Source organism: Paraburkholderia sp. PAMB 6770 (assembly GCF_057748135.1).
This window is the reverse complement of record NZ_CM173239.1, coordinates 1800131-1825319: the sequence shown is the minus strand read 5'-3', so window position 1 is coordinate 1825319 and position 25189 is coordinate 1800131. Positions and strand designations below refer to the sequence as shown.

General features: G+C 61.7%; 22 protein-coding genes and 1 pseudogene. 11 read left to right on the top strand and 12 right to left on the bottom strand.

Annotated features, from left to right (window positions below; genetic code table 11):
• The first annotated feature begins 11 nt into the window (after nucleotides 1-11).
• Complete coding sequence (rhaS, locus tag AC3AP7_RS25490; protein ID WP_487363075.1) at nucleotides 12-1019, top strand: rhamnose ABC transporter substrate-binding protein; 1008 nt, start codon at nucleotides 12-14, stop codon at nucleotides 1017-1019.
• A gap of 107 nt (nucleotides 1020-1126) precedes the next feature.
• On the opposite strand, the gene soxR is transcribed toward rhaS, so the two are convergent.
• Entirely contained in the window at nucleotides 1127-1612 is a 486-nt protein-coding gene (soxR, locus tag AC3AP7_RS25485; RefSeq protein ID WP_487363074.1) for a redox-sensitive transcriptional activator SoxR, read from the bottom strand.
• Nucleotides 1613-1628: 16 nt separating this feature from the next.
• Nucleotides 1629-3164 carry a methyl-accepting chemotaxis protein gene (locus AC3AP7_RS25480; protein WP_487363073.1) on the bottom strand — a complete coding sequence of 512 codons (1536 nt, stop codon included), beginning with the start codon at nucleotides 3162-3164 and terminating at the stop codon, nucleotides 1629-1631.
• 513 nt (nucleotides 3165-3677) lie between these two features.
• On the opposite strand from AC3AP7_RS25480, the gene AC3AP7_RS25475 reads away from it, so the two are divergent.
• The 8 genes from AC3AP7_RS25475 (at nucleotide 3678) to choX (ending at nucleotide 12010) form a co-directional block, all read left to right on the top strand.
• Nucleotides 3678-3884, top strand: a complete 207-nt coding sequence (locus tag AC3AP7_RS25475) for a hypothetical protein (protein WP_487363072.1) — start codon at nucleotides 3678-3680, stop codon at nucleotides 3882-3884.
• Between the two features lie 56 nt (nucleotides 3885-3940).
• Complete coding sequence (locus AC3AP7_RS25470; protein WP_487363071.1) at nucleotides 3941-4771, top strand: response regulator; 831 nt, start codon at nucleotides 3941-3943, stop codon at nucleotides 4769-4771.
• A gap of 284 nt (nucleotides 4772-5055) precedes the next feature.
• A complete protein-coding gene (locus AC3AP7_RS25465) occupies nucleotides 5056-6360 on the top strand; it encodes an MFS transporter (RefSeq protein ID WP_487363070.1) in 1305 nt (434 codons plus the stop codon).
• A 90-nt stretch (nucleotides 6361-6450) separates the two neighbouring features.
• Nucleotides 6451-7275 carry an NAD-dependent epimerase/dehydratase family protein gene (locus AC3AP7_RS25460; RefSeq protein WP_487363069.1) on the top strand — a complete coding sequence of 275 codons (825 nt, stop codon included), beginning with the start codon at nucleotides 6451-6453 and terminating at the stop codon, nucleotides 7273-7275.
• Nucleotides 7276-7635: 360 nt separating this feature from the next.
• Entirely contained in the window at nucleotides 7636-9033 is a 1398-nt protein-coding gene (locus AC3AP7_RS25455; RefSeq protein ID WP_487363068.1) for a quaternary amine ABC transporter ATP-binding protein, read from the top strand.
• Entirely contained in the window at nucleotides 9026-9928 is a 903-nt protein-coding gene (gene choW, locus AC3AP7_RS25450; RefSeq protein ID WP_487363067.1) for a choline ABC transporter permease subunit, read from the top strand. The genes AC3AP7_RS25455 and choW overlap by 8 nt, the downstream gene beginning before the upstream one ends.
• A gap of 119 nt (nucleotides 9929-10047) precedes the next feature.
• Nucleotides 10048-11040: a GlxA family transcriptional regulator gene (locus AC3AP7_RS25445; protein WP_487363066.1), complete on the top strand. Its 993-nt coding sequence runs from the start codon at nucleotides 10048-10050 to the stop codon at nucleotides 11038-11040.
• A 25-nt stretch (nucleotides 11041-11065) separates the two neighbouring features.
• Nucleotides 11066-12010, top strand: coding sequence for a choline ABC transporter substrate-binding protein (gene choX, locus AC3AP7_RS25440; protein ID WP_487363065.1), 945 nt, complete (start codon nucleotides 11066-11068; stop codon nucleotides 12008-12010).
• Between the two features lie 366 nt (nucleotides 12011-12376).
• Here choX and AC3AP7_RS25435 read toward each other — a convergent pair whose 3' ends face one another.
• From AC3AP7_RS25435 to AC3AP7_RS25400, 8 genes are all read right to left on the bottom strand, one after another.
• Entirely contained in the window at nucleotides 12377-13006 is a 630-nt protein-coding gene (locus AC3AP7_RS25435) for an HAD family hydrolase (protein ID WP_487363064.1), read from the bottom strand.
• A complete protein-coding gene (locus tag AC3AP7_RS25430; RefSeq protein WP_487363063.1) occupies nucleotides 13003-13767 on the bottom strand; it encodes a glutathione S-transferase family protein in 765 nt (254 codons plus the stop codon). Before AC3AP7_RS25430 ends, AC3AP7_RS25435 begins: the two co-directional genes overlap by 4 nt.
• Before the next feature lie 31 nt (nucleotides 13768-13798).
• Nucleotides 13799-15061 (bottom strand): MFS transporter, encoded by a 1263-nt coding sequence (locus tag AC3AP7_RS25425; protein WP_487363062.1) that lies wholly within the window; start codon nucleotides 15059-15061, stop codon nucleotides 13799-13801.
• Nucleotides 15058-16374 (bottom strand): ATP-grasp domain-containing protein, encoded by a 1317-nt coding sequence (locus tag AC3AP7_RS25420; protein ID WP_487363061.1) that lies wholly within the window; start codon nucleotides 16372-16374, stop codon nucleotides 15058-15060. Before AC3AP7_RS25420 ends, AC3AP7_RS25425 begins: the two co-directional genes overlap by 4 nt.
• Before the next feature lie 43 nt (nucleotides 16375-16417).
• Nucleotides 16418-17626 carry a hypothetical protein gene (locus tag AC3AP7_RS25415; RefSeq protein ID WP_487363060.1) on the bottom strand — a complete coding sequence of 403 codons (1209 nt, stop codon included), beginning with the start codon at nucleotides 17624-17626 and terminating at the stop codon, nucleotides 16418-16420.
• A 45-nt stretch (nucleotides 17627-17671) separates the two neighbouring features.
• On the bottom strand, nucleotides 17672-18958 hold the full coding sequence (locus tag AC3AP7_RS25410; RefSeq protein ID WP_487363059.1) for a lysine N(6)-hydroxylase/L-ornithine N(5)-oxygenase family protein: 1287 nt from the start codon (nucleotides 18956-18958) through the stop codon (nucleotides 17672-17674).
• Nucleotides 18959-19002: 44 nt separating this feature from the next.
• Nucleotides 19003-20010 (bottom strand): diaminobutyrate--2-oxoglutarate transaminase, encoded by a 1008-nt coding sequence (locus AC3AP7_RS25405; protein WP_488324877.1) that lies wholly within the window; start codon nucleotides 20008-20010, stop codon nucleotides 19003-19005.
• 87 nt (nucleotides 20011-20097) lie between these two features.
• Nucleotides 20098-21278, bottom strand: a protein-coding gene (locus AC3AP7_RS25400) for an IS3 family transposase (protein ID WP_475764380.1) whose coding sequence is annotated in 2 segments (ribosomal slippage) — nucleotides 20098-21026 and nucleotides 21026-21278 — 1182 coding nt in all. Because the reading frame shifts where the segments join, the coding sequence is not laid out codon by codon here.
• Between the two features lie 710 nt (nucleotides 21279-21988).
• Between AC3AP7_RS25400 and AC3AP7_RS25395 the strand changes: the two are divergent.
• Nucleotides 21989-22805 (top strand): annotated as a pseudogene (locus AC3AP7_RS25395) (transposase).
• A 139-nt stretch (nucleotides 22806-22944) separates the two neighbouring features.
• On the opposite strand, the gene AC3AP7_RS25390 reads toward AC3AP7_RS25395, so the two are convergent.
• Both AC3AP7_RS25390 and AC3AP7_RS25385 read right to left on the bottom strand, forming a co-directional pair.
• The gene (locus AC3AP7_RS25390) at nucleotides 22945-23280 is read right to left on the bottom strand and encodes a DoxX family protein (RefSeq protein ID WP_487363058.1); all 336 of its coding nucleotides are present in this window, start codon (nucleotides 23278-23280) and stop codon (nucleotides 22945-22947) included.
• 115 nt (nucleotides 23281-23395) lie between these two features.
• Nucleotides 23396-24271: an NmrA family NAD(P)-binding protein gene (locus AC3AP7_RS25385; protein ID WP_487365016.1), complete on the bottom strand. Its 876-nt coding sequence runs from the start codon at nucleotides 24269-24271 to the stop codon at nucleotides 23396-23398.
• A gap of 296 nt (nucleotides 24272-24567) precedes the next feature.
• Between AC3AP7_RS25385 and AC3AP7_RS25380 the strand changes: the two genes are divergently transcribed.
• Nucleotides 24568-25041 carry a winged helix-turn-helix transcriptional regulator gene (locus AC3AP7_RS25380; RefSeq protein WP_487363057.1) on the top strand — a complete coding sequence of 158 codons (474 nt, stop codon included), beginning with the start codon at nucleotides 24568-24570 and terminating at the stop codon, nucleotides 25039-25041.
• Nucleotides 25042-25189 lie beyond the last annotated feature (148 nt).

The following is a 25189-nucleotide window of genomic DNA, read 5'->3' as shown; positions in this document are numbered from 1 at the left end:
GGAGACACTTCATGTTCAAACCTCTACGTCATGCCGGCGCGCTCGCGCTGTGCGCGGCGCTGCTGGGCATCAGCTGTACGGCCGGCGCGGCGGGCATCAAGAGCGGCCTGAAGATCGCGTTCATTCCGAAGCAGATCAACAATCCGTACGAGGTGATCGCGGACGACGGCGGGCTTGCCGCGATCAAGGAGTTCGGCGGCATCGGCAAGGTGGTGGGGCCGTCGGATGCGGGTGCGTCGTCGCAGGTGCCGTACATCAACACGATGATCACGCAGCATCAGGACGCAATCGTGATTGCCGCCAACGACGCGCATGCGGTCGTCCCGTATCTGAAGCGCGCGATGTCGCAGGGCATCAAGGTGGTGACCTTCGATTCGGACACGGCGCCCGACGGCCGCGAACTGTTCGTGAACCAGGCGAATGCCGAGGGCATCGGGCGTGGACAGATCCAGCTCGTTGCGAAGCTGATCGGCGGGGAGGGCGAATTCGCGATCCTGTCAGCGACGCCGAACGCGACGAACCAGAACACGTGGATCAGGTGGATGAAGGAGGAACTGAAGAAGCCGCAGTACGCGAAGATGAAGCTCGTGAAGATTGCGTACGGCGATGACGACGACCAGAAGTCGTTCGTCGAGACCCAGGGGCTGCTGCAGGCGTATCCGAACCTGAAGGCGATCGTTGCGCCGACAACGGTCGGGATTGCGGCGGCGGCGCGCTATATTTCGTCGTCGTCGAGCAAGGGCAAGGTGCAGGTCACAGGCCTCGGCACGCCGAACCAGATGCGCGAATTCGTGAAGAACGGCACCGTCAAGGCGTTCCAGCTGTGGGATCCGGGCCAGCTCGGCTACCTCGCCGCGTATGCGGCGGCGGCGCTCGCGTCCGGCGAGATCACCGGCAAGGAAGGCGAGTCGTTCGACGCGGGCAAGCTCGGCAAGCGCACGATCGGCAAGGACGGCGAGATCATTCTCGGACCGCCGACGACGTTCGATGCGAGCAACATCGACAAGTACAATTTCTGAGCCGCACAGTGTCGATGCGGGGCGGCGCAGGGTTGCCGGACGAGGCCCCGCGGGGCGCCGTCTCGCCGCGACGTGAGGCGCCGCGCCGCTGCCGCCGCAGGCGACGCTCATGCGGCGACCGTGTCATCGGCGTGCACGACGGCGCCCCTCATGAAGCGGTCTTCGGGCTGGCACGGTGCGCCTGCCGGCCGCCTGCCGCACTCGGTGCCCGCACATGCCGCGAGGTTGTCGCGCAGCGCGACGAGTCTGTCGATGCGCACCTGCAACAGCGGCCGCCACGTTTGCGCAAGATGCTCCCAGTCCTGCCGCGTCGGCGCGCGCTGCCCGGGCAGCGCGTCGAGCGCATGGCGGATGTCGGAGAGCGAAAGGCCCGCCGCCTGGGCGGCGCGAATGAACGCGAGGCGGCGAACCCTCTCCTGGCGATAGCGGCGCTGCTGGCCTTGCGTACGGAAGCCGCTCAGCAGGTGCCGATCTTCGTAGAAGCGGATCGCACTGACTGAAACGCCAGCGCATGTCGCCAGTTCTCCAATCGTCAGGACTGCTTTTTTAGGGGTATCGCTCGAACCCGAGCATATGGGCCGGCCTGGTTTCATCGGATCGTGCCTTTCATCACAGGGTGAACAGCCGCACGGCTTCGTCGAGCACCTCGGCCTGATTCGACAGGTTCTGCGCCGTGGCCGCGCTCTGTTCGACCAGTGCCGCATTCTGCTGGGTCGAATCGTCGAGATGGATGACGGAGTGGTTGATGCTGTCGATCCCTTGAGACTGCTCGCCGCTTGCGCTCGCGACTTCCTGGATGATCGCCTGCACGCGCGACATCACGCCCGAGATCTCGTTCATCTGGGCGGCCGCATGCGTGACGCTCGTGCTGCCCTCGCGCGCGGCGTTCACGTTCGATTCGATAATGTGCTTGATTTCCTTCGCGGCGGCCGCGCAGCGTTGCGCGAGCGCGCGGACTTCGCCGGCCACGACCGCGAAGCCCCGCCCGGATTCGCCGGCGCGTGCGGCCTCGACAGCGGCGTTCAGCGCGAGAATGTTCGTCTGGAACGCGATGCTGTCGATTGTCGTGACGATCGCGGTGATCTGCTCGGACGAGCGCGAGATCGCGTGCATCGTGTTTTCGGTAAGTTGCACGGCGTCGCATCCGGCGCGTGTCGTGCCCTGCGCGCGCTCGACGATCTGGCTGGCCTGCTGCGCGGAGTGCGAGTTGTTCTTGACCGTGGCGGTGAGCTGTTCAAGCGATGCGGCGGTTTCCTGCAGCGATGCCGCCTGCAGTTCGGTCCGGCTCGACAGGTCCATGTTGCCGCTCGCGATTTCGCGCGTTGCGAGCTTCAGATGATCGATCTGCTTGCGCACATCCGACACGATCGCGGTCAGGTTGACCTTCAACTGGTTGAGGCTCGCGAACACAGGCCCGGTTGTCTGGCCGCTGCGTGGCGGAACATGAACGGTCAGGTCGCCCGCCGCGAGGCGCGCCGCGAGCGCGCCGAGCGTGACGACCTCCTGCTCGACGCGCCGCGTCAGGCGCCACGCGGGCAGGCTCGTACAGACGAACACGACGGCAGCCGCGGCACCGGGCAGCATCCATCGCGACGACGCGGGCGCGAGCGCAGCCAGCGCCAGCATCGCGGCCGGCCCGAGCACGCCGGCAGCGAGCACGCGCGAACTGTGGCGGGCGCGTCGCAGCTGCTCGCCGACACCGGCAAGCCCGCTATGGCGGAGGTGGCCGCCGACGAGCCGGCAGTTGCCCGCCTTGCCGGCGCGCAGGCGGGCATACAGCGATTCCGCGTCACGCACCTCGTCGCGGCCCGGCCTGGTGCGCACGCTGAGGTAGCCGACGGTCTGTCCGTTTTGCACGATCGGGGTAACGTTCGCGCGCACCCAGTAGAAGTCGCCGTTCTTGCGGCGGTTCTTCACCAGCGCGGTCCACGACTTGCCCTGCTTCACCGTGGCCCACAGGTCGGCGAAGGCTTCAGGCGGCATGTCGGGATGACGGATGATGTTGTGCGGCTGGCCGATCAGTTCGTCGCGGGTGAAGCCGGACACTTCGATGAATGCGGGGTTGCAATACTGAATGATGCTCGACAGATCGGTCGCGGAGACCAGCATGTCGTTGTCCGGAAACGCATATTCCGTCGTGGTCACGGGCAGGTTCGTGCGCATCGGTAGGGCTCCCTCGGTATCGATATGGGGCAGGCGGTCGGGCTATGCCACAGCATGCGTCGCGTATCGACAGCCGGTTGCCGTCCGTCTGGTCACGGACAGGCAGACTGCGAACGCGGGTATGCGGGCCTCTCAGGTTCTTGGATGTCTTGAACGCACGCCATGGCATGCGGTTCAACTTCTTTGACGGCCCTTGCAGACGTTGCTGAAGGGGGCGCCCGCATCTTTTTGAGGCGCGATCGCACGCGTCCCGTGCACGGCCGGACGGCGGCACCGCCGGACACACGAACTTGCGTGCGCACGCACATACGCGCGCGCACGCTCACGCGCGTCCGCGTACACCGGGGCGGTCACGCGCCGGTGGCCCGAGTTTGATCTGCATCAAAAAAGGTCGCCGGTCACGCCGCGGCCGCACTTCAGCAACCCGGTACCTCGCCGATATCTCACCCAACAGAGCGCCACTTTCACGTCCACCATCCATGGATAACCGTTGCCATGCACGCTTCCGACTCGCCCGGTGCGCATCCTTTCCCGTTTCCGCTGGACGCGCGTTGCGACGCGGCGCTGCGCGACTGCATGTCGACGGACGAGGCGCGCCGCCTTGCCGCGCTGCGCTCGCTGAAGATTCTCAATACGCTGCCGGAAGCGGCATATGACCGGAGGACACTGAACGCATGGCTCGCGCGCAGGCCTGGCGCATGAAGGGGACGCGCCGCGCGGCGCAGTCCGCACCACAATAAAACGTCTGAGGGATTCCGATGAAGCACGCATCCACCGTACCTGTTGCATCCGACGCCGCGCCGGAGCGCGACGCGCTGACCCGGGTCGACGCCGCGTGCGCCCGCTCGGGCCTCGGGTCGTGGCTCGACGTGGTCGAGGCCGCCCGCGGCGGCGCGGTGTTCAACATCGAGTTCGCGCAGCGGCGGCCCGCCGACTTCGTGAAAGGGTTCGCCGCGCTGCTTCGCGAGCAGGGGCTCGCGCTGAAGGCCGACAACGCGCTCGAACTCTTTCTCGGCACGCCCGCCGCGCTCGACGAGACGGTCAACCGCCCGCCGTCCGCCGCGACGCGCGCCCTGCGCGAGCTGGGCGAGGTGGAGCCGGGCGAGGCGGACACGGTGACGGTCTCCGCCGCCCGCCGCTCGGCGGGTGTGCACTACGAACGGCGCGAGCGGCACTATCCGCTCAAGGGCTACACGGCGCTGCTGCTCGACGACGACCAGGCGTCGCGCAAGGTGATCGGGGCGCAACTGCGCCGCGCGCGCTGCGACGTGAAGGTCGCAGCCGATGCGGAAACCGCGTTCGCGCTGCTGAAGCAGTCGAAGCCCGATATCGTCGTGCTGGACATCATGCTGGGCGGTGCGATCGACGGCTTCGCGTTCTATGAGGCGCTGCGTGCGAACGACGCCTGTCGCGACATTCCGGCGGTGTTCGTGACCGGGACGCCGCAGGCGGACACCCATGCGCGGGCGGTCCGCATTCCCGCGAGCGCGTACTTCGAAAAGCCGGTCGGAAGCGCGCAGCTCTATTCGACGATCGCCGGGCTGGTGTCGGGCGGGACCGTGGCGCCGGCGAGCCGTGCGGTCCGGTAGCGGATTATCTCGTCAAGTTGTTTGGCAAAACGACTTCGAGGGTAAACGAGGACTTTGAGCTATTTTTTGATAAAATAGCTTTATAGTCGTTGAAAATAGTATAAAAATTGATAAAAAACTAAATCCCAAAATAAGGGATGTTTGCGTCATGCCATGTTGCTTGACAACTGGCGGCCCGATTGACTATCGTTGCGCCCATGGTGGAGACCCGCGCGGCGAGCCGCGCGGACCGGAAGTCCACAAGACGCGGCGCGCTCCGGCAGCGCCGTCTCGCGGAGGAGCACATGGGCAAGATGAAAGGAATGCGCTGGTGGATGATCGGTCTCGTCACGACCGGTCTGATCGTCAACTACATCGCGCGCAATTCGCTCGCGGTGGCGGCGCCGGAAATGAACCGGCTGCTGCATATCTCGACCGCCGAATACGCGTACGTGGTCGCCGCGTTCCAGGCGGCCTACATGGTGATGCAGCCGGTCGCGGGCTACGTGCTCGACGTGCTCGGCACGAAGCTCGGGTTCGCGCTGTTCGCGCTCGCGTGGTCGCTCGCCTGCATGCTGCACGGCGCGGCGAGCGGCTGGCTGTCGCTCGCGGCGTTCCGCGGGCTGCTCGGCGTGACCGAGGCGGCCGGCATCCCTTCCGGGCTGAAGGCGACCTCCGAATGGTTTCCGGCGAAGGAGCGTTCGATCGCGACCGGCTGGTTCAACATCGGCTCGTCGATCGGCGCAGTGATCGCGCCGCCGCTCGTCGTCTGGTGCATCCTGCACAGCAGCTGGCGCACGGCGTTCGTCGCGATCGGCGTGCTCGGCCTCGTCTGGAGCGTGTTCTGGCTGCTGCTGTATCGCGCGCCGCACGAGCAGCCGCGGCTGTCCGACGCCGAGCGCGACTACATCCTCGCCGGCCAGGAAGCGCGCTACCGGTCCGCGCCGGCCGCGCGGCCGGCGTGGCGCACGATCGTGCGGCGCCGCGCGTTCTGGGGCATCGCGATTCCGCGTTTTCTTGCCGAGCCGGCGTGGCAGACCTTCAACTTCTGGATTCCGCTCTACATGGCGAGCGTGCGCCACATGGACCTGAAGCAGATTGCGATGTTCGCGTGGCTGCCGTTCCTTGCCGCGGACGTCGGCTGCGTGCTCGGCGGCTACCTCGCGCCGTGGTATCAGAAGCACTTCAGCGTGTCGCTGATCACCTCGCGCAAGCTGGTGGTCGTGACCGGCTCGCTGTGCATGATCGGCCCGGCGTGCATTGGCCTCGTGGCGAGCCCGTATGTGGCGATCGCGCTCTTTTGCGTCGGCGGCTTCGCGCATCAGACGCTCTCCGGCGCGCTCTACACGCTCGCGTCCGACGTGTTCGGCAAGCACGATGTCGCCACCGCGACCGGGCTCACCGGGATGGCGGGCTTCGCCGGCGCGACGCTGTTCTCGCTGGCGGTCGGCGCGCTCGTCACGACGCTCGGCTATGATCCGATGTTCGTCGCGCTAAGCTGTTTCGACCTGATCGGGGCGCTCGTCGTGTGGTTCGTATTGAAGGAGCCCGGCGAGCCGCAACGGCGCGAGGCGAACGTGTCGCGCGTGGCAGAGGCCGCGCGCGCCTGAGACGACAGGCTGTCCGATGCGCCGGTCCGCGCGCCGCCCGCTGTGGCGCGCAGGACCGGGGCGCGGCAGCGGCAACGGAGAATCCCCTGAATGACTGATGAACAGCGAACCGCGGGCAAGCCGTTTCGGCGCCTGCTGCTGACCGGCGCGGCCGGCAATCTCGGCCGGCAGTTGCGCGAGCCGCTCGCGCAATGGGCGGACAGCGTGCGGCTGTCCGACATCGTGCCGATCGGCGACGCGGCCGCGCACGAGGAGCACGTCGTGCTCGATCTGGCGGGCCGCGCCGGCGTCGACGCGCTGCTCGAAGGCGTCGACGCGGTGATCCACCTGGGCGGCATCTCGGTCGACGCGCCGTTCGATGCGCTGCTGGAGGCGAACATCCGCGGCGTCTACAACCTGTATGCGGCGGCGCAGAAACATGGCGTGAAGCGCGTGCTGTTCGCGAGCTCGAATCATGCGATCGGCTTTCATCCGACCACCGAGGTGATCGACGCCGACGCGCCGCTGCGCCCGGACAGCCTGTATGGCGTCACGAAGTGCTTCGGCGAGTCGCTGTCGCGCTACTACTACGACCGCTTCGGGCTCGAAACGGTCTGCATCCGCATCGGTTCGTCATTCGAGGCGCCGAAGAATCCGCGCATGCTCGTCACGTACCTCAGCTATCGGGACTTCGTCGAACTGGTGCGCTGCTCGCTGTTCACGAATCGCGTCGGCCACGCGATCGTCTACGGCGTGTCGGACAATCGCGTGCTGTGGTGGGACAACCGGAAGGCTGCGTTCCTCGGCTACCGGCCGCAGGACAATTCCACGCAGTTCGAAAGCCGCTTCGCGTTGCAGGCGCCCACCGACGACCACGACGACCCGGCGCAACGCTTCCAGGGCGGTGCGTTCGTCGTCGGATTGCCGCAGCCGTAAAGGCTGCTTCGCCGCGGCGCACACGGCGGTATGCGTCGCGGCCAGCCTGTTTTTCAGGTCGATTCGAAAACCTGATGAACAGGAGTCCGAAAAGCAGGCAGGAAAATCAGCCTGAAAAGGAATGCGAAATAATTCAGGACGCAATGAACCGGCGTCCTGCGTCTTGTCCGTTTCCCCAGTCCTCCCGCCGGTGATCCCGGCTTCCTCTGTTCTTCTCCGGGTTCGCGGCAGCCCGGCGCGCCTGTCTCGCTGCGCTGCCGCATCTTTTTCCCCTCCCGCTCTCCTGAACGCGCCGGCCCGTGTATCGTCCCCGCCGTGCGATCCTGTCGCACGCGCGACGCAAGGCATCGTCAGCCGGACGTGGATCCGTTCATACGCGACATCGGCGATTTCCGCATGCGGCGTTGCAGCATCGCTGTCTACCCCGTCCACCAAGGGTTTCGCCGGGCGTCGAACGATCGTGCGCGGATCGGCGTGTCGTATTTGCGCAAGCGTTTGTCGCAATTAGTCGGCCTCGCGGGGTTTTTTCTGGCAACCATACAGTCACATCGTGCAGGCCGCCGCCTGCACCACGAGGAGAGCAATTCGATGAATTCGCGTAAGGTCGTGGTCGAAGGTTTATGTAAGGTGTTCGGGGCCAATCCCAGGCTGGCGCTGGACATGCTGGCCGCCGGCGCCACCAAGGACGAAGTGCATGCGAAGACCGGTCATGTGGTCGGCGTGCACAACGTGTCGTTCGATGTGCAGGAGGGCGAGATCTTCGTGCTGATGGGCCTGTCCGGCTCCGGCAAGTCGACGCTGATCCGGCTCATCAACCGGCTCGTCGAGCCGACGGCCGGCAAGGTGCTGGTCGACGGGCGCGACATCGCCGCGGTGCGCCGTCGCGAACTGACCGCGCTGCGCCGCACCGACATGAGCATGGTGTTCCAGTCGTTCGCGCTGATGCCGCAGCGCTCGGTGCTGTCGAACGCCGCATTCGGTCTCGAAGTCGCGGGCGTGCGCCGCAAGGAGCGCGAAAAACGCGCGCTCGGCGTGCTCGAACAGGTCGGGCTCGCGGCCTTCGCGAACAAGCTGCCCGCCGAGCTGTCCGGCGGCATGCAGCAGCGCGTCGGACTCGCGCGTGCGCTCGCGGTCAATCCGTCGCTGATGATCATGGACGAGGCGTTTTCCGCGCTCGACCCGCTCAAGCGCAAGGAAATGCAGAACGTGCTGCTGGAATTGCAGAAGAACCAGCGCCGCACGATCATGTTCGTGTCGCACGACCTCGAAGAGGCGCTGCGCATCGGCAGCCGCATCGCAATCATGGAAGGCGGCCGCGTGGTGCAGATCGGCACGCCGCAGGACATCGTCAGCAACCCGGCCGACGATTACGTGCGCGCGTTCTTCGAGGGCGTCGACACGAGCCGCTACCTGACCGCCGGCGACCTGATGCAGACCAACGCGGTGCCGCTCGTGCGCAGCCTCGATTCGTCGAGCGTCGCCGAGTCGCTGAACGGCAGCGCCGAATACGCGTTCGTGCTCGACGCCGAGCGGCGCATCCGCGGCTTCGTCACGCGCGATGCGATCGGCCGCGATACGCCCGATCTGCGCAAGGTCGAATGCATCTCGCGAGGGGCGACGCTCGAGCAGGTGGTCTCGCGCGTCTGCGAGAACCCGACCGCGCTGCCGGTCGTCGACGATGAAAACCGTTATTGCGGCTCCATTAACCAGGCCGCTGTCCTGAAGGTCCTGACGCGCACGCGAGGCTCCCATGTCTGAGATGATCCCGCTCGGCCGCTGGGTCGATGATTCCGTCCGCTATCTGCTCGATCACGACGCCAGCACGTTCGATGCGATCGGCCGCGCCATCGAGGCGTTCGCCGCCCTCATCGAGCATGGGCTGCAGGCCGTGCCGATGTGGGCGATGATGGCGTTCTTCATCGGCGTCGGCCTGTGGCGGGTCGGCTGGCGCTTCGCGCTGTTCACGACGTGCGCGCTGCTGCTGATCTTCGCGACCGGCTTCTGGGACGAAACGGTGATCACGCTCGGCCTCACGCTGTCGTCCACGCTGATCAGCCTCGTGCTCGGCATTCCGCTCGGCATCTGGACCGCGAAGAACCGCCACGTGTCGATGGTGGTGCGGCCGATTCTCGACCTGATGCAGACGATGCCGGCCTTCGTGTACCTGATTCCGGCCGCGATGCTGTTCGGCCTCGGCCGCGTGCCGGGGATCCTGTCGACGGTCGTATTCGCGATGCCGCCGGCCGTGCGCCTGACGAGCCTCGGCATCCGTCACGTGAACCGCGAGATCGTCGAGGCGGGCCAGGCCTTCGGCTGCACGCCGTGGCAACTGCTCTACAAGGTGCAGTTTCCGAACGCGCTGCCGTCGATCATGCAGGGCGTGAACCAGACGATCATGATGGCGCTGTCGATGGTGATCATCGCCTCGATGGTCGGCGCGGGCGGTCTCGGCAACGACGTGCTCGCCAGCATCCAGCGGCTCGACATCGGTCTCGGCTTCGAGAGCGGCTTGTCGGTGGTGCTGCTCGCGATCATCCTCGACCGCATCACCGAGAGCTTCGGCCGCTCGCCGGGCACGGCCGGTGCGCCGCGCTTCGCCGGCCTGCGCAGCGTGATGCGGATGCGCCGCACGGACGCGATCGCCCAGAGCTGAGCGCCGCATGCCGGCCGCGGGGCGGCCGGTACGGGTTCCGGTACCGTTGATTCCTGCGAACGCGAGCGCCGTGCGGCACTCGCGGCGGCCCCTCTCATCCCGTGTCCATGGAGCGTGATGTGACCCCTGCGACGGCTGAAGCGCCCAGGCTGAGCGCGCCCCTGGCAAGTCTCGCGCATTTCGGCTTTCTGACGCTACCCAGTTTTTCGATGATCGCGTTTTCGAGCGCGGTCGAAGTGCTGCGCATGGCCAACTACGTGAGCCGCGCGCCGCATTACCGGTGGTCGGTGCTGACGCCGGACGGCATCGCCGCGCGGGCGAGCAACGGCATCACGGTCAAGCCGACCCGCACGCTGGACGATGCCGGCTTGCCGGACGTGCTGATCGTCTGCGGCGGCACGCAGATCCGGCATGCGGTCGACGGACGCGTGAAGACGCTGCTTGCCGAGGTCGCGCAGCAGGGCGTGCCGCTCGGCGGCATCTGCACCGGCGCCTATGCGTTGATGGCGGCCGGCCTGCTCGACGACTACCGCTGCGCGGTGCACTGGGAGGACCTGTCCGCGCTGCACACGGAATTTCCGCGCGTGCGCTTTGCCGACGAGCTGTTCGTGATCGACCGCGATCGCCTGACCTGCACCGGCGGCACCGCGCCGCTCGACCTGATGCTCAATCTCGTCGGCGGCCGGCTCGGTCAGCCGCTCGCGGCGCAGGTATCGGAGCAGTTCATTCTGGAAAGAATTCGTACTGCGAACGATCCGCAGCCGATTCCGGTCGATGCGCGCGTGGGCTTTTCGCGCGCGGAACTGGTCGAGGTGGTGCGGCTGATGGAAGCGAACATCGAGGAGCCGCTGTCGCTCGACGAGCTCGCGCGGCTCGTGCAGCTGTCGCAGCGGCACCTGCAACGCATGTTCAAGGTGTACCTGAGCGTGTCGCCGACGCATTACTATCTGACGCTCCGATTAAGGCGCGCGCGCGATCTGCTGCGCACGACCGATACGTCGATCGCGCGGGTGACCGCGATCTGCGGGTTTCACTCGCCGTGTCATTTCAGCAAGGCGTATCGCGCGCAGTTCGGACATTCGCCGAGCGCGGAGCGCCGGCAGCCCCATTAACGCAACGACAAAAGAGGGTATTTCGATGAAGAAAAGCATGACGTGGGCCGTCGCGGCCGTTCTGGGCACCGCGTGCATCGCCGCGCACGCAGCCGATCCGGCTGCGTGTCGCGCGGTCCGCTTCGCGGACGTGGGCTGGACCGACATCGCCGCGACCACGGGGCTCGCGTCGACCGTGTTCGAGGGGCTCGGGTATCAGCCGACCAAGACGATCGCGTCGGTGCCGATCACGTTTGCCGGCATCAAGAGCAAGCAGATCGACGTGTTCCTCGGCTACTGGTCGCCGACGATGGATCCGATCATCACGCCGTTCGTGAAGGCCGGCGCGATCAAGGTGCTGCCCGCGCCGAACCTGACCGGCGCGAAGTACACGCTCGCGGTGCCCGACTATGTGTACCAGGGCGGCCTGAAAAGCTTCGACGATATCCACAAGTACGCGGACAAGCTCGGCAACCGGATCTACGGGATCGAGCCGGGCAACGACGGCAATGCGCTGATCCAGAAGATGATCACCGGCAACCAGTTCGACCTCGGCAAGTTCCAGCTGGTCGAGTCGAGCGAGGCGGGCATGCTGGTGCAGGTGAACCGCGCGATTCGCGAAAAGAAGTGGATCGTGTTCCTCGGCTGGGAGCCGCACCCGATGAACGTCGAGATGAAGATGGACTATCTGTCGGGCGGCGACGCGGTGTTCGGGCCGAACTACGGCGAGGCGAAGGTGTTCACCGCGACGCCGCCGGACTATGCGGCGCGCTGCCCGAATGCGGCGAAGCTGGTGTCGAACCTGCACTTCACGACGGCGATCGAGAATCGCGTGATGATGCCGATCATGAACAAGGTGGAGCCGAACCAGGCGGCACTGGACTGGCTCAAGGCGAATCCGCAAGTGCTCGATCAATGGCTTGCCGGCGTGACGACGTTCGACGGCAAGCCGGGGCTGCCTGCGGTCAAGGCGTATCTCGCGTCGCATTGAGCTGACGCGGCGACACGCAGTTGAAGTCTCCATGGGGGCGGGGTGCGGCGACGCACTCCGCTTTTTTTGAATAGAGATCAGAAAGCGACATGGACCGCAAGACGAAAGTCCTGATCTGGGAGCGGTTGTCGTGTTTATCGTTTCGATTGTAACTGGACTCAGCTATTTCGAATAGCAGGAAATGAGCGACGAATCTGTGCGGTATTTAAAACCTTTCCATGGAACATGACTTTCGAGAGCCGTTGCCGTGATAATCAGAATCAAAATGAACCACCAAGGCCTGAACAGTAAAAACGTTCTTGCCGTGAGATAGATTATCGGACATCCTTCGTGGCAATCTTATTGGGGTTCTCGTCCAGCTGCACATTACCGTGATCGACCCAGTACTCCAGTTTGGGTCACTTCCCGACGCAGACTCACTGCATCGGTAAATACATACCCCTGCAGCCCGGCCTTGATTGCGCCGGTCACATTGGCGGCGAGATCGTCGATAAACAGCGTGGTTGCCGCTATGGCTACGCCTAATTCGTCGAGGCAGTACCGATAAACATCCATATCCGGTTTTGCTGACCGGAACTGCGCCGAAGCATAAATGTGAGGCCCGAACAACGATGCAATCGGGCTGCATAGACGGGCCATATACTTCGGAACAAGTGGACTGTTGTTCGTCAAGACGGCAATCTGGCAATGATCGGAAATCTCCTTCGCGATTAGGAACACCGCTTCGTTCAATGTCATCGCCGAGCGTCGTGCTGCCAGCCAGTGTTCCAATGTGAAGTCGAATCGCGTTCGTTCACCTATTTCCCGGATGTAGGTGTCAGCCGTGATTTCTCCACGATCGCTGCGCGCGTCCAGCCCTGAGTGCCAGATCGCGTCATAAATCAGGCTAGCGGTTTTTCCCGACACCTCGGCGAGATGATTCGCCAGTCGGTGCCGATTGTAGTGGCAGAGCACGTCGTCCAGATCGAAGATCACGGTGGAAATCGTGGTATTCATTGCGCCTCCGTCTGTGCGCTTTTTCCTTCCGCTTTCTCTCGCTGCCCACCGTCATCAAACTGGGGCGCCTGGCGTCGCGCTTGGGTGCGCAAATCCTGCTCCAGCACGCCGGCGTTGCCAACTTCCGCTTCATGACCGGGCTCGCGCCACGGATCGGATAACGCCCTCTGTTGCCACACAAGCATCGGTTCCAGCGACAGCAGGCGCTGAAAGTACTGATCGGTCAGGGGGCCGAATGATCTCTGGTAGGTTTGTGCCCGAAAAGCGAACGGTGCAATAAAGGCGTCGATTGCCGTGAATACATTGCCGCTGAGGAATGGACCGCCAAAACGCGCCAGTCCGGTTTCTACAATCTCGCGAACGCGACATATATCGTGTGCCAGACGCTCCGATGTCACGGTCTGGCGCACCCGGACACCGACACTCATTGGACACTCATTTCGTAATCCAAAAAATCCAGCATGGATTTCCGCGACGATCGATCTGAACCACGCCCTCGCCTGAGGCGACGCCGGCCATATGCCGCGATGCGTTTCGGCGAGATATTCAGTGATCGCTAGCGAATCGCCAATCGACAGGTCACCGTTGATAAGGCAAGGCACCGTACCGGCTGGCGAGAACGCCTTGAATGCAGTCCAATTCGACTGGGGATGAAAATCGTGTACTTTCTCAACGAATGGGATATTCCACATGCGCAGCAAAAGCCACGGCCGTAGCGACCACGACGAATAGTTGGTGTTTCCGATATGCAGGGTATACATAGTTTCAGATTCTTACGGCTCGACGAGCCGGTCACGAAAGTTGGCGCGAATCGCGGATGTTCAACGCCACATATGCCAGCGCGACGGCAATCGACATCACTTCAGTCATATGGGCGAAGCCGATTCGGTCCGACAGGGCGCCGCAGGCAAGGATCACCAATAACATCGAAAAGGTCAGCGCACCGTATTTTGCAGACGATATATAACTAATCTCGGCCGGCGAACACTCCAGCATCACCTTGTTGTTCGTCCTTGTGTAAAACACTTCGTACCAGAATAGGCAGGCAAGAAAGCAACCTATGCTCACGAACGGGCGTTGGGTCATCACGCTACCCATCATAAAGGCTGCGCCGAGCATGACCTGTAGCGCTGGCAGCAGAATGCGATTCAACGGGGAGCCTTCCATTAGAAAACGGGCGACGAACATCGCTCCACCTGTAAAAGTCAAACTGATGAGCGCTTGAATTAATGCAGCCGTTCCTATGGAGAGGCCCAACTGTCCGATCGGCAGCGTACTCCGCGCGATGTAATAAAAGCCCTGAAACACGCCGGTCATCAAGCTTAGATTAAAAAAGCAGCGCCTCAACTCGGCCTTGCGACGCAAAATTGCATGTGTTTCGCGCCAATAGGACAAATTCGGGCGTGGCTGGCGCGCATCGACCGCTGGCAAATAGGGCAGGCAGCCATAGCAAGCAGTTGCGGCGAGAAACGAGAACGCGCTAATTAGCGATAGCTGAGCGATCGACATCTTGCCAAGCAGCAATACGCCGGCAAGAGATGCTACTGCCGACGACACATAGCGATTTGTGTCGTAGTAAGAGGACGCTCTCTCTAGCAACGTGGTCGGCATGTACAGTTTCAATGCCACCGCCGCCCCGGACTTTGAAACATTCTCGAGTACGCCGCGCACGGCCATCAGGCAAAAAAACAGGAGAAGATGCTTTGGGTAGCAAAGGCTCACCAGCAGTGTGATCACTATCGACAGCGTTTGAGCGATGCTCATGAGTTTGCGCACGGCGAAGCGATTGGCGAGCCAGCCGACCATTGGCAGGAACACCAACGGGATCAACCACTGGCTGCCGTACACTGCGCCCGCAATGAGGCTGGACCCCGTGTCCACGAACGCTTTCAGCGACAGGCTCATCAGTAGCATGACGCTGCCAAAATTCGATAAAAACAACGCGGCCGACAGAAGCACGTAGTTACGATCTCGGGCGAGGGTCGACGCGCCTTTGATCGAATCTGCCTGAACGATCTGTTCCATCGAAGAATGCATTTTGGCCGGATCGGTCATGCCAAGTCTGCCGATCTACTGGCGTTGGACGGGGTGAAAACATTCGATGGGAACACAAGTCGCAAACCAGAGGCCCGCTCGACTGCCTCCAGCAGTGCACGAGCGGCATCCGCTGCTGCAAGTGCCGACCCGCGCCGAATCTGGAATCGCCCGAGCAACGACAATTCAGGGAGCAATTTTGAATCGTCTCCAGCGACGTCGATGGTCATGTTCAGGAGATCGGGATCGGCCTCGCTGAATTGTTGCCAGTTGATGCTGGCTGGGAGAACCCCCGGTTTCGCCAGCCGTATCCGCCAAGACGCTATATGCCCTTTTCCGGGTGACCATACGGATGCCAACGGTTCGTCGAGATGGAGCGCGAAGAGGGACTTGAAGATATTGTGCCCGGTTAGCTGGCGATATAGCAGTGGCATGCTGCCGCCCATCGGACGCGGATTCACCTCGATCAGCCGGGGACCACGTTTGGTCCACATCATCTCCACATGAAAGAAGCCGAAGTCGAATCCGAGCGCGTTCAGCACTTGCTTTACGTAGTCCACTGCGGCGTCCCATTGCTGCGAGGTGAGGCCTGCCGGCATGGTGATGCCGAGCACGTCGGTTTCATCGAATGAATTCCGGTCACGGCCTGACAGCATAAAAACGTAATGCACACCGTCGCGAACAGCAATCTCAACGGAGAACATATCGCCGGCCAGGCGCTCCTCGACTAGCAGTCCGTCACCCATACTGCGCTGGATTTCGTCCGGAAACGTGCGCATCCGATTCCGTGCACCTTGCCATGCCGATCTCATCGCATGTTCGTCGTGTACGCACGTCGCCGCGATACTCGCTAGCCCGGAAATGGGTTTGAGAATCACCGGGTAGCCGATATCGTCTGCCGCACCAAGCGCGTCCGACAACGTCTTCACCTTCATAGACTTTGCGGAGGGAATGCCTTGTGCGTCCAGCGTCTCCCTCATCAGTCCTTTATCGCGGGTTCGTACCAGCGCGTCGCGAGCTGGAAATCGTAGACCGAGTTCCTCACAGGCTTCGGCAACCGCAACGATAGGTAAGTCGAGCAAACTGAAAACCGCATCGATCGGTACCTGACGGTGGAGCCGACGCAGCGCGTCGAGGACGAGCGCGCTATCCGTCGTTCTGGGCAACACGATTTTTGTATGAAGCCGCGCTATTATCGCCTCAGTCTCAGCGTTTTGCTGGTAATATTGAAACTCATCTGATTTAATGAATGAAACGGTATAGTCGCATTCCAATGCTGTTTTGATGGCATTGAAAATCTGCCCATTACCGTCGACAAATACTAGATGTCTCATTGAATAGCCCATCATTTAGCCATGGATTAAACGCTTGCGAAGATTACAGGGCGAGTGCTGGTTTCCGCGGACAAAGTGCGGCTGCCTCGGCATAGTAAACCGCGCGGGATAGCAATCGTACGCCATTGGCGTACATGCTGAGCCACGCTTTTTCGTTTTCGACGGTCGGGATGCTTTTTAGCCAGCCGATAGTGGAGTTGGACGCATATGCCAATAGATGAGCCTGCCATCCGACCGGCAAAAATATTTCCGGCATTAGCTCACGTGTAAGTGCCACCATCGCATCGATCGCGTGTTCGGTCTGCAAGAGAAACACTTCATCCATCCACAACGTGACTTTTCCGCGAGTGAGCTTGGCATCGCGACAGAGTCTGCTGGATTCGCGGCAATCCTTGTGTGCGAGGATGGACGACATGCCGGCGACACTATGTAAAAAATTTGCCGCATCGTAAAGTGGCGAGCCATAGCCGATCCGGCGTGAACCTTGCCCTTCCCATTTGATTCGCGGATCGACGAACAGATAACCGGTGGTCGCCGTCGATGGAATTACATTGCGGATTTGCAAGTCACCATGAATGAGCGAGGAGTGGGTCTGGCCGATCTCCGGCTCGCATGCAGACAGTCTGCGGAGAAGATCGCTCAAGGCCGGATAGAGGGTGCCATTGATGACAAGCCGGCTTCGTGCCAGCGCCTCGATCGTCACATTCTCACCGAGGAAATGATGGACTGATGCGATCAATTCGGGGGTCTTCAGCAGATTTTCAAGCCGGCCGAATAAATGGTAATTGCTCAGCGACCATTTTTCGTCCGCTGCAGTGGCTCGATACACCGGAACCATCTTTGTCAGGACGGCACGCGCGTCTTCTATCCACCCAGTTCGCAACTTCAGACTGCGCCGGTCTTCGTAGAGAATCTCTTCGAGTGTCGATTTCTGCCCTGCTTCCATCGCAAACCAGCCGGTCTGTTCGTCCAGCGAGTAGGCAAGCACAGCGGGTAGACAGTGCTCCATCTGTTTGTCGAAATGTACTTCAGCGACGCGATAGAACTCGATTTCGTCAGCTAGGATACTGCTCAAGCCCACTTTGACGACAACTGGACGCGACGCCGGCACGTAAAAGATGGCAAATGACCCTACGCCATGAATCATGGACTCGCTTTGCGATGCTTCGACGCTATCGAACAGGCCCTTTTCCTGGCACGCATCGAACGCCGCGGTTCGCAATCGGGTCAGGACATTGTTGTGCATCAACATAAGTTCCCCTTATGCATTTCACTTTCTCCATGCGAGCCGTATAGATCAGGCATCAACGTGGGGTCCAATTGCCTCCACAATCTCTTTTGCGCGTATGGAAGCGAGACTGAGGGAACCAGCATCGCCCATGCCGTGCATCGATTCAGACAAGCCGTTAAGGAACAACTTTCCAGGCGCTTCCGCTCGCGTACGAATCGCATAATTGCGCTCGACAACGATTGCACCACTCTCAAGATGAAGAACGTCCTTGACGTTGTTCAGCAGATCCGGGATTTTGATCTCTCCCTCTGCGGCACCATAGTTGGAGAAGCCCGTGGCAAGAATGATGCCGTCGTAACGATGTTCGCGCGTCGTCGATTCGAGATGATGCTGAAGCATCAGGGAAATTTTCCCGTCTATCTCATTTACCTCGGTGATATCGGCCATTCTCAGCAACTCCAACCTGTTTTTCCCGTTCAAGGTGTCGTAATAGACCTGCTTGTAAATCTCCTCGATCACATCCAGATCGGCCGCACCATAGTTGGTCCTGTACACGTCTTCGTCGAAGCGCTTTTTAAGAGCGGGGCTGGCTTTGTAATACGCCTCCGTGAATTCAGGAAAATAGATTTCGCTCATAAAAGGCGAAGTGTCTTTCAGTGGAAACGCGAAGCGCCGCATGATCCCATCGACGTGCAATTCTGGATACTGCTTGGTCAAATGCAGCATGATTTCCGCGGCGGTCTGGCTGCTGCCGATGACTGCGACGGTGCGGGCGCCTTCTTTAACCATGCGTTCGATCGCGGGGAGATACTGGCTGAAATGCACGACATTGGTCGAACATGTGTTCTTGAAGGCGGCCGGAATTTTCGCTACCCGTCCGGTCCCGAGCACGACGTTGCGAGCAAGAATGATGCGTCCGTCCGCCGTCTTGACCTCATAAGCGGGATGCGTTGAACTGATTGAAACGGAGGCCACCGGCGTGCCCCCCTGGAAGACACCGCCAAGTTGCTTTGCGACCCAACCGATGTAACGCGCGTACTCCGGCCTCATCGGCATCATCAGGTCCATGTTCAGATGCTTGAATAGAAGGCCGTTTTCATGCAGATAATTAAGGAACGTGTAGCGGCTTCGAGGATTGCGCGGTGTAACTAGATCCCGATGAGGGATGTTCTGAATGTTGGAATGAATATCGAGTGCGTTTTCGAACAGCATGTTTTTCTGCCAGACGACCTCTGTCGACTGATCGAGAAACGCTCGAGTCAACGCTGGCTGCATCTCTTCCAGAGCGATAGCGAGCGCGATGTTTGCGGGGCCGAAGCCGATACCGACTACGTCAAGTACTGAATTGTTCATGTGTAGGCAGAATGTACGAACCTGAGAAAAAGACCTGCAGCGCGTTACGCGCGCGCTTGATGAATGACTTTGTCGATTGCGTAGGCGACGCGCCCTAGGCCGTCGTCGAATACGTCGGCCTCGATGGTCAGCGGTGGTAAAAACTTCAGTACCTGGTTGCGGGCGCCACAAGTTTCGACGATCACGCCACACTCGAACGCTTCTGCGGATACAGCACTGGCAATCGAAGGATCGCTGAATTCGAGTCCAGCTATCAGTCCTTTGCTGCGCACGGAGATCTGCTCATCACCATATCTGGCCAGTTGGCCGGCTAGCCAGTTCTCAAGTTGGCCCACACGCGCCTGAGCCGAGACGACGAATGAAGGATCGCGCCAGAAGGAGAGTGCGGTTGTAGCAGCGACGAAAGCGAGATTGTTGCCTCGGAACGTGCCGTTATGCTGTCCTGGTTTCCAGATATCCAATTCCGGCGTGATCAGCACGACGGACATCGGCAACCCATACCCGCCGAGTGATTTGGATAGGCATACGATATCCGGGCGGATCTCCGCCTTTTCGAAGCTGAAGAATGATCCTGTCCGTCCGCATCCCGCCTGAATGTCATCGACAATGACGAGGATGTCCTGACGGCGCGCCATCTCGACCAGCCTTCGAAGCCATTCATAGGAGGCGACGTGAATTCCCCCCTCAGCCTGCACGGTTTCGACAATGAAGGCAGCAGGTTTCGGTACACCGCTCGAAGGGTCCGTCAAAAGGCGTTCGATATAAGTAATCGTATCTATCTTGGGACCCAGATAACCGTCGTAAGGAAATACTGTCACGCCGTGAAGCGCTGTGCCCGCGCCAGCGCGTTTATCACTATTGCCGCTCGCCGCGAGCGCACCAAGGGTCATACCGTGAAACGCGTTGGTAAACGCGCCAATAGTCGGCCGCCCCTTGGCGAGACGAGCAAGCTTGAGCGCGGCTTCTACCGCGTTCGTTCCGGTGGGCCCTGTAAATTGCAACTTGTAGTCGAGCCCACGAGGAGTCAAAGCGGTTTCAACAAAAGCCTCAATAAATGTGGATTTTGCTTCTGTATGTAAATCGAGGCTTTGGGTGATATTTGAGGTTCCCTCGGTTTTTCGCCTTCCAGAGGCCCCGGGTTATGCAGCCGTTTCCTTTGTTCGCTGAGCCGCAAGCCAGTTTTGCATGAACTGGGTTGGCGACACGAAGCCGAGTGATGAATGACGACGACTGCGGTTATAAAACACTTCAATGTATTCGAACAAGTCCGCCACGGCTTCGCGATGCGTGCGATACCTCGTGCCGTGTACCCGCTCGTTCTTCAGGCTGTTGAAGAAGCTTTCTGTCGGCGCGTTATCCCAGCAACTGCCTTTGCGGCTCATCGAGCAGCGCATGCCGTACGAGTTCAGCTTGCGCTGGAATTCTTGACTCGCGTATTGACTGCCTCTGTCCGAGTGATGCAGCACGCCGGGCGCGGGCCGGCGGCGGAACCATGCCATCGTCAGTGCATCGGTCACAAGGTCCGCCGTCATGCGCGGCTTGACGGACCAGCCCACGACTTCCCGGTTGAACAGGTCCAGCGTGACGGCCAAATACAGCCAGCCTTCGTCCGTCCAGATGTACGTGATGTCCGACGTGAACACCTGATTGGGCTCGGCCGGCGTGAAGTTGCGGTTCAACACGTTCGGCGCGACCGGCAGTTTGTGTCGAGAATCGGTTGTCACCCGATAACGGCGCTTGTGGCGGGCTCGAATACCGTTGTTGCTCATCAGCCGCTCCACCCGTGCTTTGCTGGCTGGAAAGCCGCGAGCGCGAACCTCCTCAGTCATGCGCGGCGAGCCGTAGGCGCCCTTGTACTGAGCGTGAATCGTCCGAATCAACGTGAGCAACTGCGCATCGGTCAGCCGCTGACGCTCGGGCGTGCCGCCGCGCTTCCAGGCGCGATAGCCGTTCACGCTGACATCAAGGACCTCGCACAACGCCGACAGCGGATAGTGCCGGCACTGCGTGTCAATCCAGGCGTACTTCACAGGAGGTCCTTCGCGAAGAACGCCGCCGCTTTTTTTGCGATTTCCAGCTCCATCTGCAAGCGCTTGTTCTCCGCTCGAAGGCGCGAGAGCTCCATCTGTTCTGCCGTGACGACCTTCGCCCCGGCGCCGTTCAGCTTGCCGGCTTCGGACGCCTTGAGCCAGTTGCGCAGCGTCTGCGTCGACATACCCAATTCGCGGGCCACGGCGCTCACGCCTTGCCCGTCCTTGACTCGTTGCACGGCAGCTTCCTTGAACTCTGCCGTGTACACCTGGTGCGGTACCTTGAACATTTCTTCTTTCCTTCCTTTGGGTCGAGTTTATACACGACCTGCTGGAAGGCGAAAATTCAGGGGAAGCTCAATTGTCGCTGACAATATATCTCAATAAAGAGGACTTGATCGATTCATTATTGTGGCCATAGTTTAGTGATCCTGCGCCCGCGAGAAAATCGATATAACGGGTTCCATTCGATGCTTCGATAATCGCGTTCTTTGCCTTCTTCAAAATCACGGGGAAGCTTCTGCAGTAGGAGCGTACGTTTGATTCGTGTTTAAATGCCTTCATTTTATTTTGAAATAAATTTACGCATGCCGCCAGATAGCGCCGACTATGAAATGGCATGACCCGGCACGCCGGACTAGGCAGTAGATGTGTCGCGATTGAAAAATAGATCTGCATAACTCAGGGCGAAAACGGATTCCGATCACTCGCGAGATGGTTTGTTTAAAGCGAGGGAGAGTATAGCAGTGGCAATCTTTCGATCGCCACAAAAATGTCATATCATAAAAAATAAAATTATCTGATCTGCATATTCATGACAATTAGATAGCAATCGTGAGCTATCTGTTTCGGTGAATGATGTGTATCGCATTACCTATTGGGAAAATGCGTAACCGGTAGTGCGAACATAATCGTGCACGAATAGCTGGCCTGCGTCTTTGGTCCGATGTGGCGTATACCAATGTGTCGATCACGCATTGGCGTGCGGACGGGTCGCTGAGTGTCTGCGAGCCACCGTTTGCGCCCGATTCGTATCTGGTTGAACGACGCGCTCACGCGTATGGACCCGGTATTAGCACGCATGTACGGTGGGCGCGAAGGGCGGCCGCCCGAGCATCGCCCCGGAGAGGCGTTAATGGAATGGACGCCCCCCGGAGAAGCTGATTCGCGCGGTGCTCCTGCAGGTGCCGTATTCGATTCGAAGCGAACGTATGCTGATGGAGCAAATCTCCTGCAACAGGCCGTTTCGCTGGTTTGTCGGCCTGTCGATGGACGATGAGGGGTGCCACTCGATTTTCAGCAAGAACAAAGAACGACTGCATGAGCACGACGTCATCGTGGGGCTATTCAACGAGACGCACAAATCGGGCACCGGCATACCGATAACCGGCATGGTCTGGTGGTGAACGCACGGGTGCGCAGGCTAGCAGTACGGCCGAACGCGATGCTGCGGCTCCAATGCTCGCGGACACAGCGCCAGGTGCCAGCGCCCCCATTACTGTGGGTGCCGACAAGAACTACGATCCGGTGGACTTCGTGACGAGTTGCCGCGCCAACCGTGTCACGCTGCATGTGGCGCAACACGACAGCCGCGCAGGCGGCTCGGCGATTGACGCTCGCGCGACGCACTGGACCGGCTGTGCGATCAGCTAGCGCCACCGCCAGTGCATCGAGGCGGTCTTTTGCCGGTCAAAGCGGTCGGCCCGATTCGTCGGACTGTGAATCGCGGCTGGGACCGGGGCGAGCGGTTGATACGGCTTACTCAGACGGCCCGCAACCTCACGCGTATGCGTGCGCTTGAAGGCAGAGCGACGTAGAAACGCCAATCGGCGAGGAGACGGCGTCGGTTTCACCTGAGTCAAGTACGCTCGGCAAAACATCGACACGGACCCAACCGGCGCGGCGACTCCTCAGACAGACCTGCCGCGCATCGGCAAGGCGTAGTTCAACAGCCGTCTAGATCCGCGCCGCGCACCCGGCCGCCGGCCGCTCGCGCCAGGCGGTCCAGCCAACCACCGCCGCCAGCGCCGCCGCGACAAGCGGCGCCACCCCATGCCCGTATTCGCCGTGCGCTGTGACCGTGGCCAGCGCGGCCAGCATCACCGCGCAGCCGAGCGCCGCGCCCCACCGCCGCGTGCGCGCCCGCGCCAGCAGAACGGCGGTCGTGAGTTCCAGCGAACCGGTCACGAAATGGAACCAGTTCGGATAGCCCCACTTCAGGTATTCCTCAAAGATGGATCGCGGCGCGACGAGATTGCTGAGCGATCCCACGACGAAAAACGCGGCTAGCACCCGAGGTAACACCTTGTGCCACGAAAACCTGGACATTCGTTCTCCCTTCTTCGAAGAGGGCGTTGCCGGGGACCGGCGCGGCCGTCCGAGCGGCGGGCCGGCCGCTCGCCGCGGCTCACGCCGTCGCGGCCTTGCGGGTTGCCGCCGCAAAGACGTCGCGCGCGGACGTCGTGCCCGCGACGTGCTCCGTGCCCGCGACACCGAGGTCCATCCAGCCCGCGTTGACGGCGTCGAACATCGCTTCGGCCGGTCCGGTCCGGTCCTTCGGGACGCCGGACTGTTCGAACGCGGCCGCCCAACCGGCTCGCGGGATGGCAAAGGCGTTGACCTCGCGCTGCAAGACCTCGCCCAGATGGGCCGCGACCTCATCCGCGCTGACCATCGAGCCAAGCTCGACAACGCGATGCCCGGACCACGCCGGCCCGGCGAGCAGCCGCGCCACCTCGGCGCCGACATCGTCGGTCGCGACCATCGTCGACTGCCGGCTTGTCGGGGTGTAGTAGACCGGTAGCGTGCCGCCCTGGGCGACGTGCAGGCCGTAAAGGAAGTTTTCGAAAAATCCGCCGGCCCGCACCGAGGCCGTCGGCAACGTCAGCGGGTGCAATGCCTGCTCCAGGAGCGACAGGGCCGTGATCATGCCCAGCCCGCTGGTTCTGTTCGCTCCCATCGACGAGAGCGCGACCACCCGCGGCGGCGCGGCCCGGGTCAGCGCCTCGACATAGTTCGCGATCACGCGCCTCGCTTCCCTGAAATCGGGCGAGGGTGCCCAGACAGCCGGCAGCATCACAAACGCGCCTTCGACTCCTTCGAGCGCGCGCGCTATCGCGTCCGCGTCATTCCAGTCGCCGTCGACCAGTTCGATGCCCTGGTCCGCCCAGTGCCTTGCCTTCTCGCGATTGCGCACCAGCGCCCGCACGGTCCTTCCTTGCTCCAGCAGATGTCGAGCCGTTGCGCCGCCTACGCGCCCCGTGATTCCCATGACCAAAAACATGTGTTTCTCCTGAAATAAGCATGACCCCTCCACGCGGACCTCTCTGCGGCCGCGGGGGGGGGCGCGGCACGACGGGACGCTTCGGTTTCCGCCCGCGACGGCACACCCCGCCACGCCCCGCCCCGCCGCCCGCGATGCCCGCCGGCGTCCGTGACACAAGGCGGGCGGGAGCCGGGATTGCCATCCGCGCGCCCCGAGGAGCGGTCTTTGTTTGAGGACAGGTCTATCATAGAGACCTCTGCCTCGCGCCGGAAGGAGGCAGTTTTTTGTTACCTGAAGAGTCAAAGGGAACCCGAATGAGCACCGCCCAGCATGCGCTCGAACGATTCAGCCGGTATCAACGTCAAGTGGACGACGCCCAGCCCGCACACTGCGCAGTGCGCGACGTGCTCGACCGTATCGGGGACAAATGGAGCATGCTCATGATCATGGAGCTCGCGATGCGATCGCAGCGCTTCAGCGAGCTGCACCGGGCCATCCCGGACATTTCAAAGCGCATGCTGACCCAGACACTGCGCGATCTGGAGCGTGACGGACTCATCACCCGCCATGTGTTTCCCACCAGCCCGCCAAGCGTCGAATATCGCCTGGCCCCGCTAGGCCAATCCCTGCTGGACCCGATGGCGGCGCTCATCGAGTGGGCCGATCGTTGTTATCCCGACATCCATGCCGCGCGGGTCCGCTTTGACGGCGCCTCCGGCGATGCTCCCGCGCCGGATGCACAGCCCGGCGGGGGCGTGGCCGCGCGGCGGCGCCCGTCGGCGGGGTGAGTCGCCGCGCGGCGTCCCGCGACTTTCGCTGGCGCCGGCAACGCGGCTCGGGCGGTTATCGTGGAGAGGGTTCAATGCGCGTGCGCAGACGAGGCTTGCGCTGTTTGACAGCCGCGTGCCGTTGTGGATCACTCAAGGTTCCGAACTG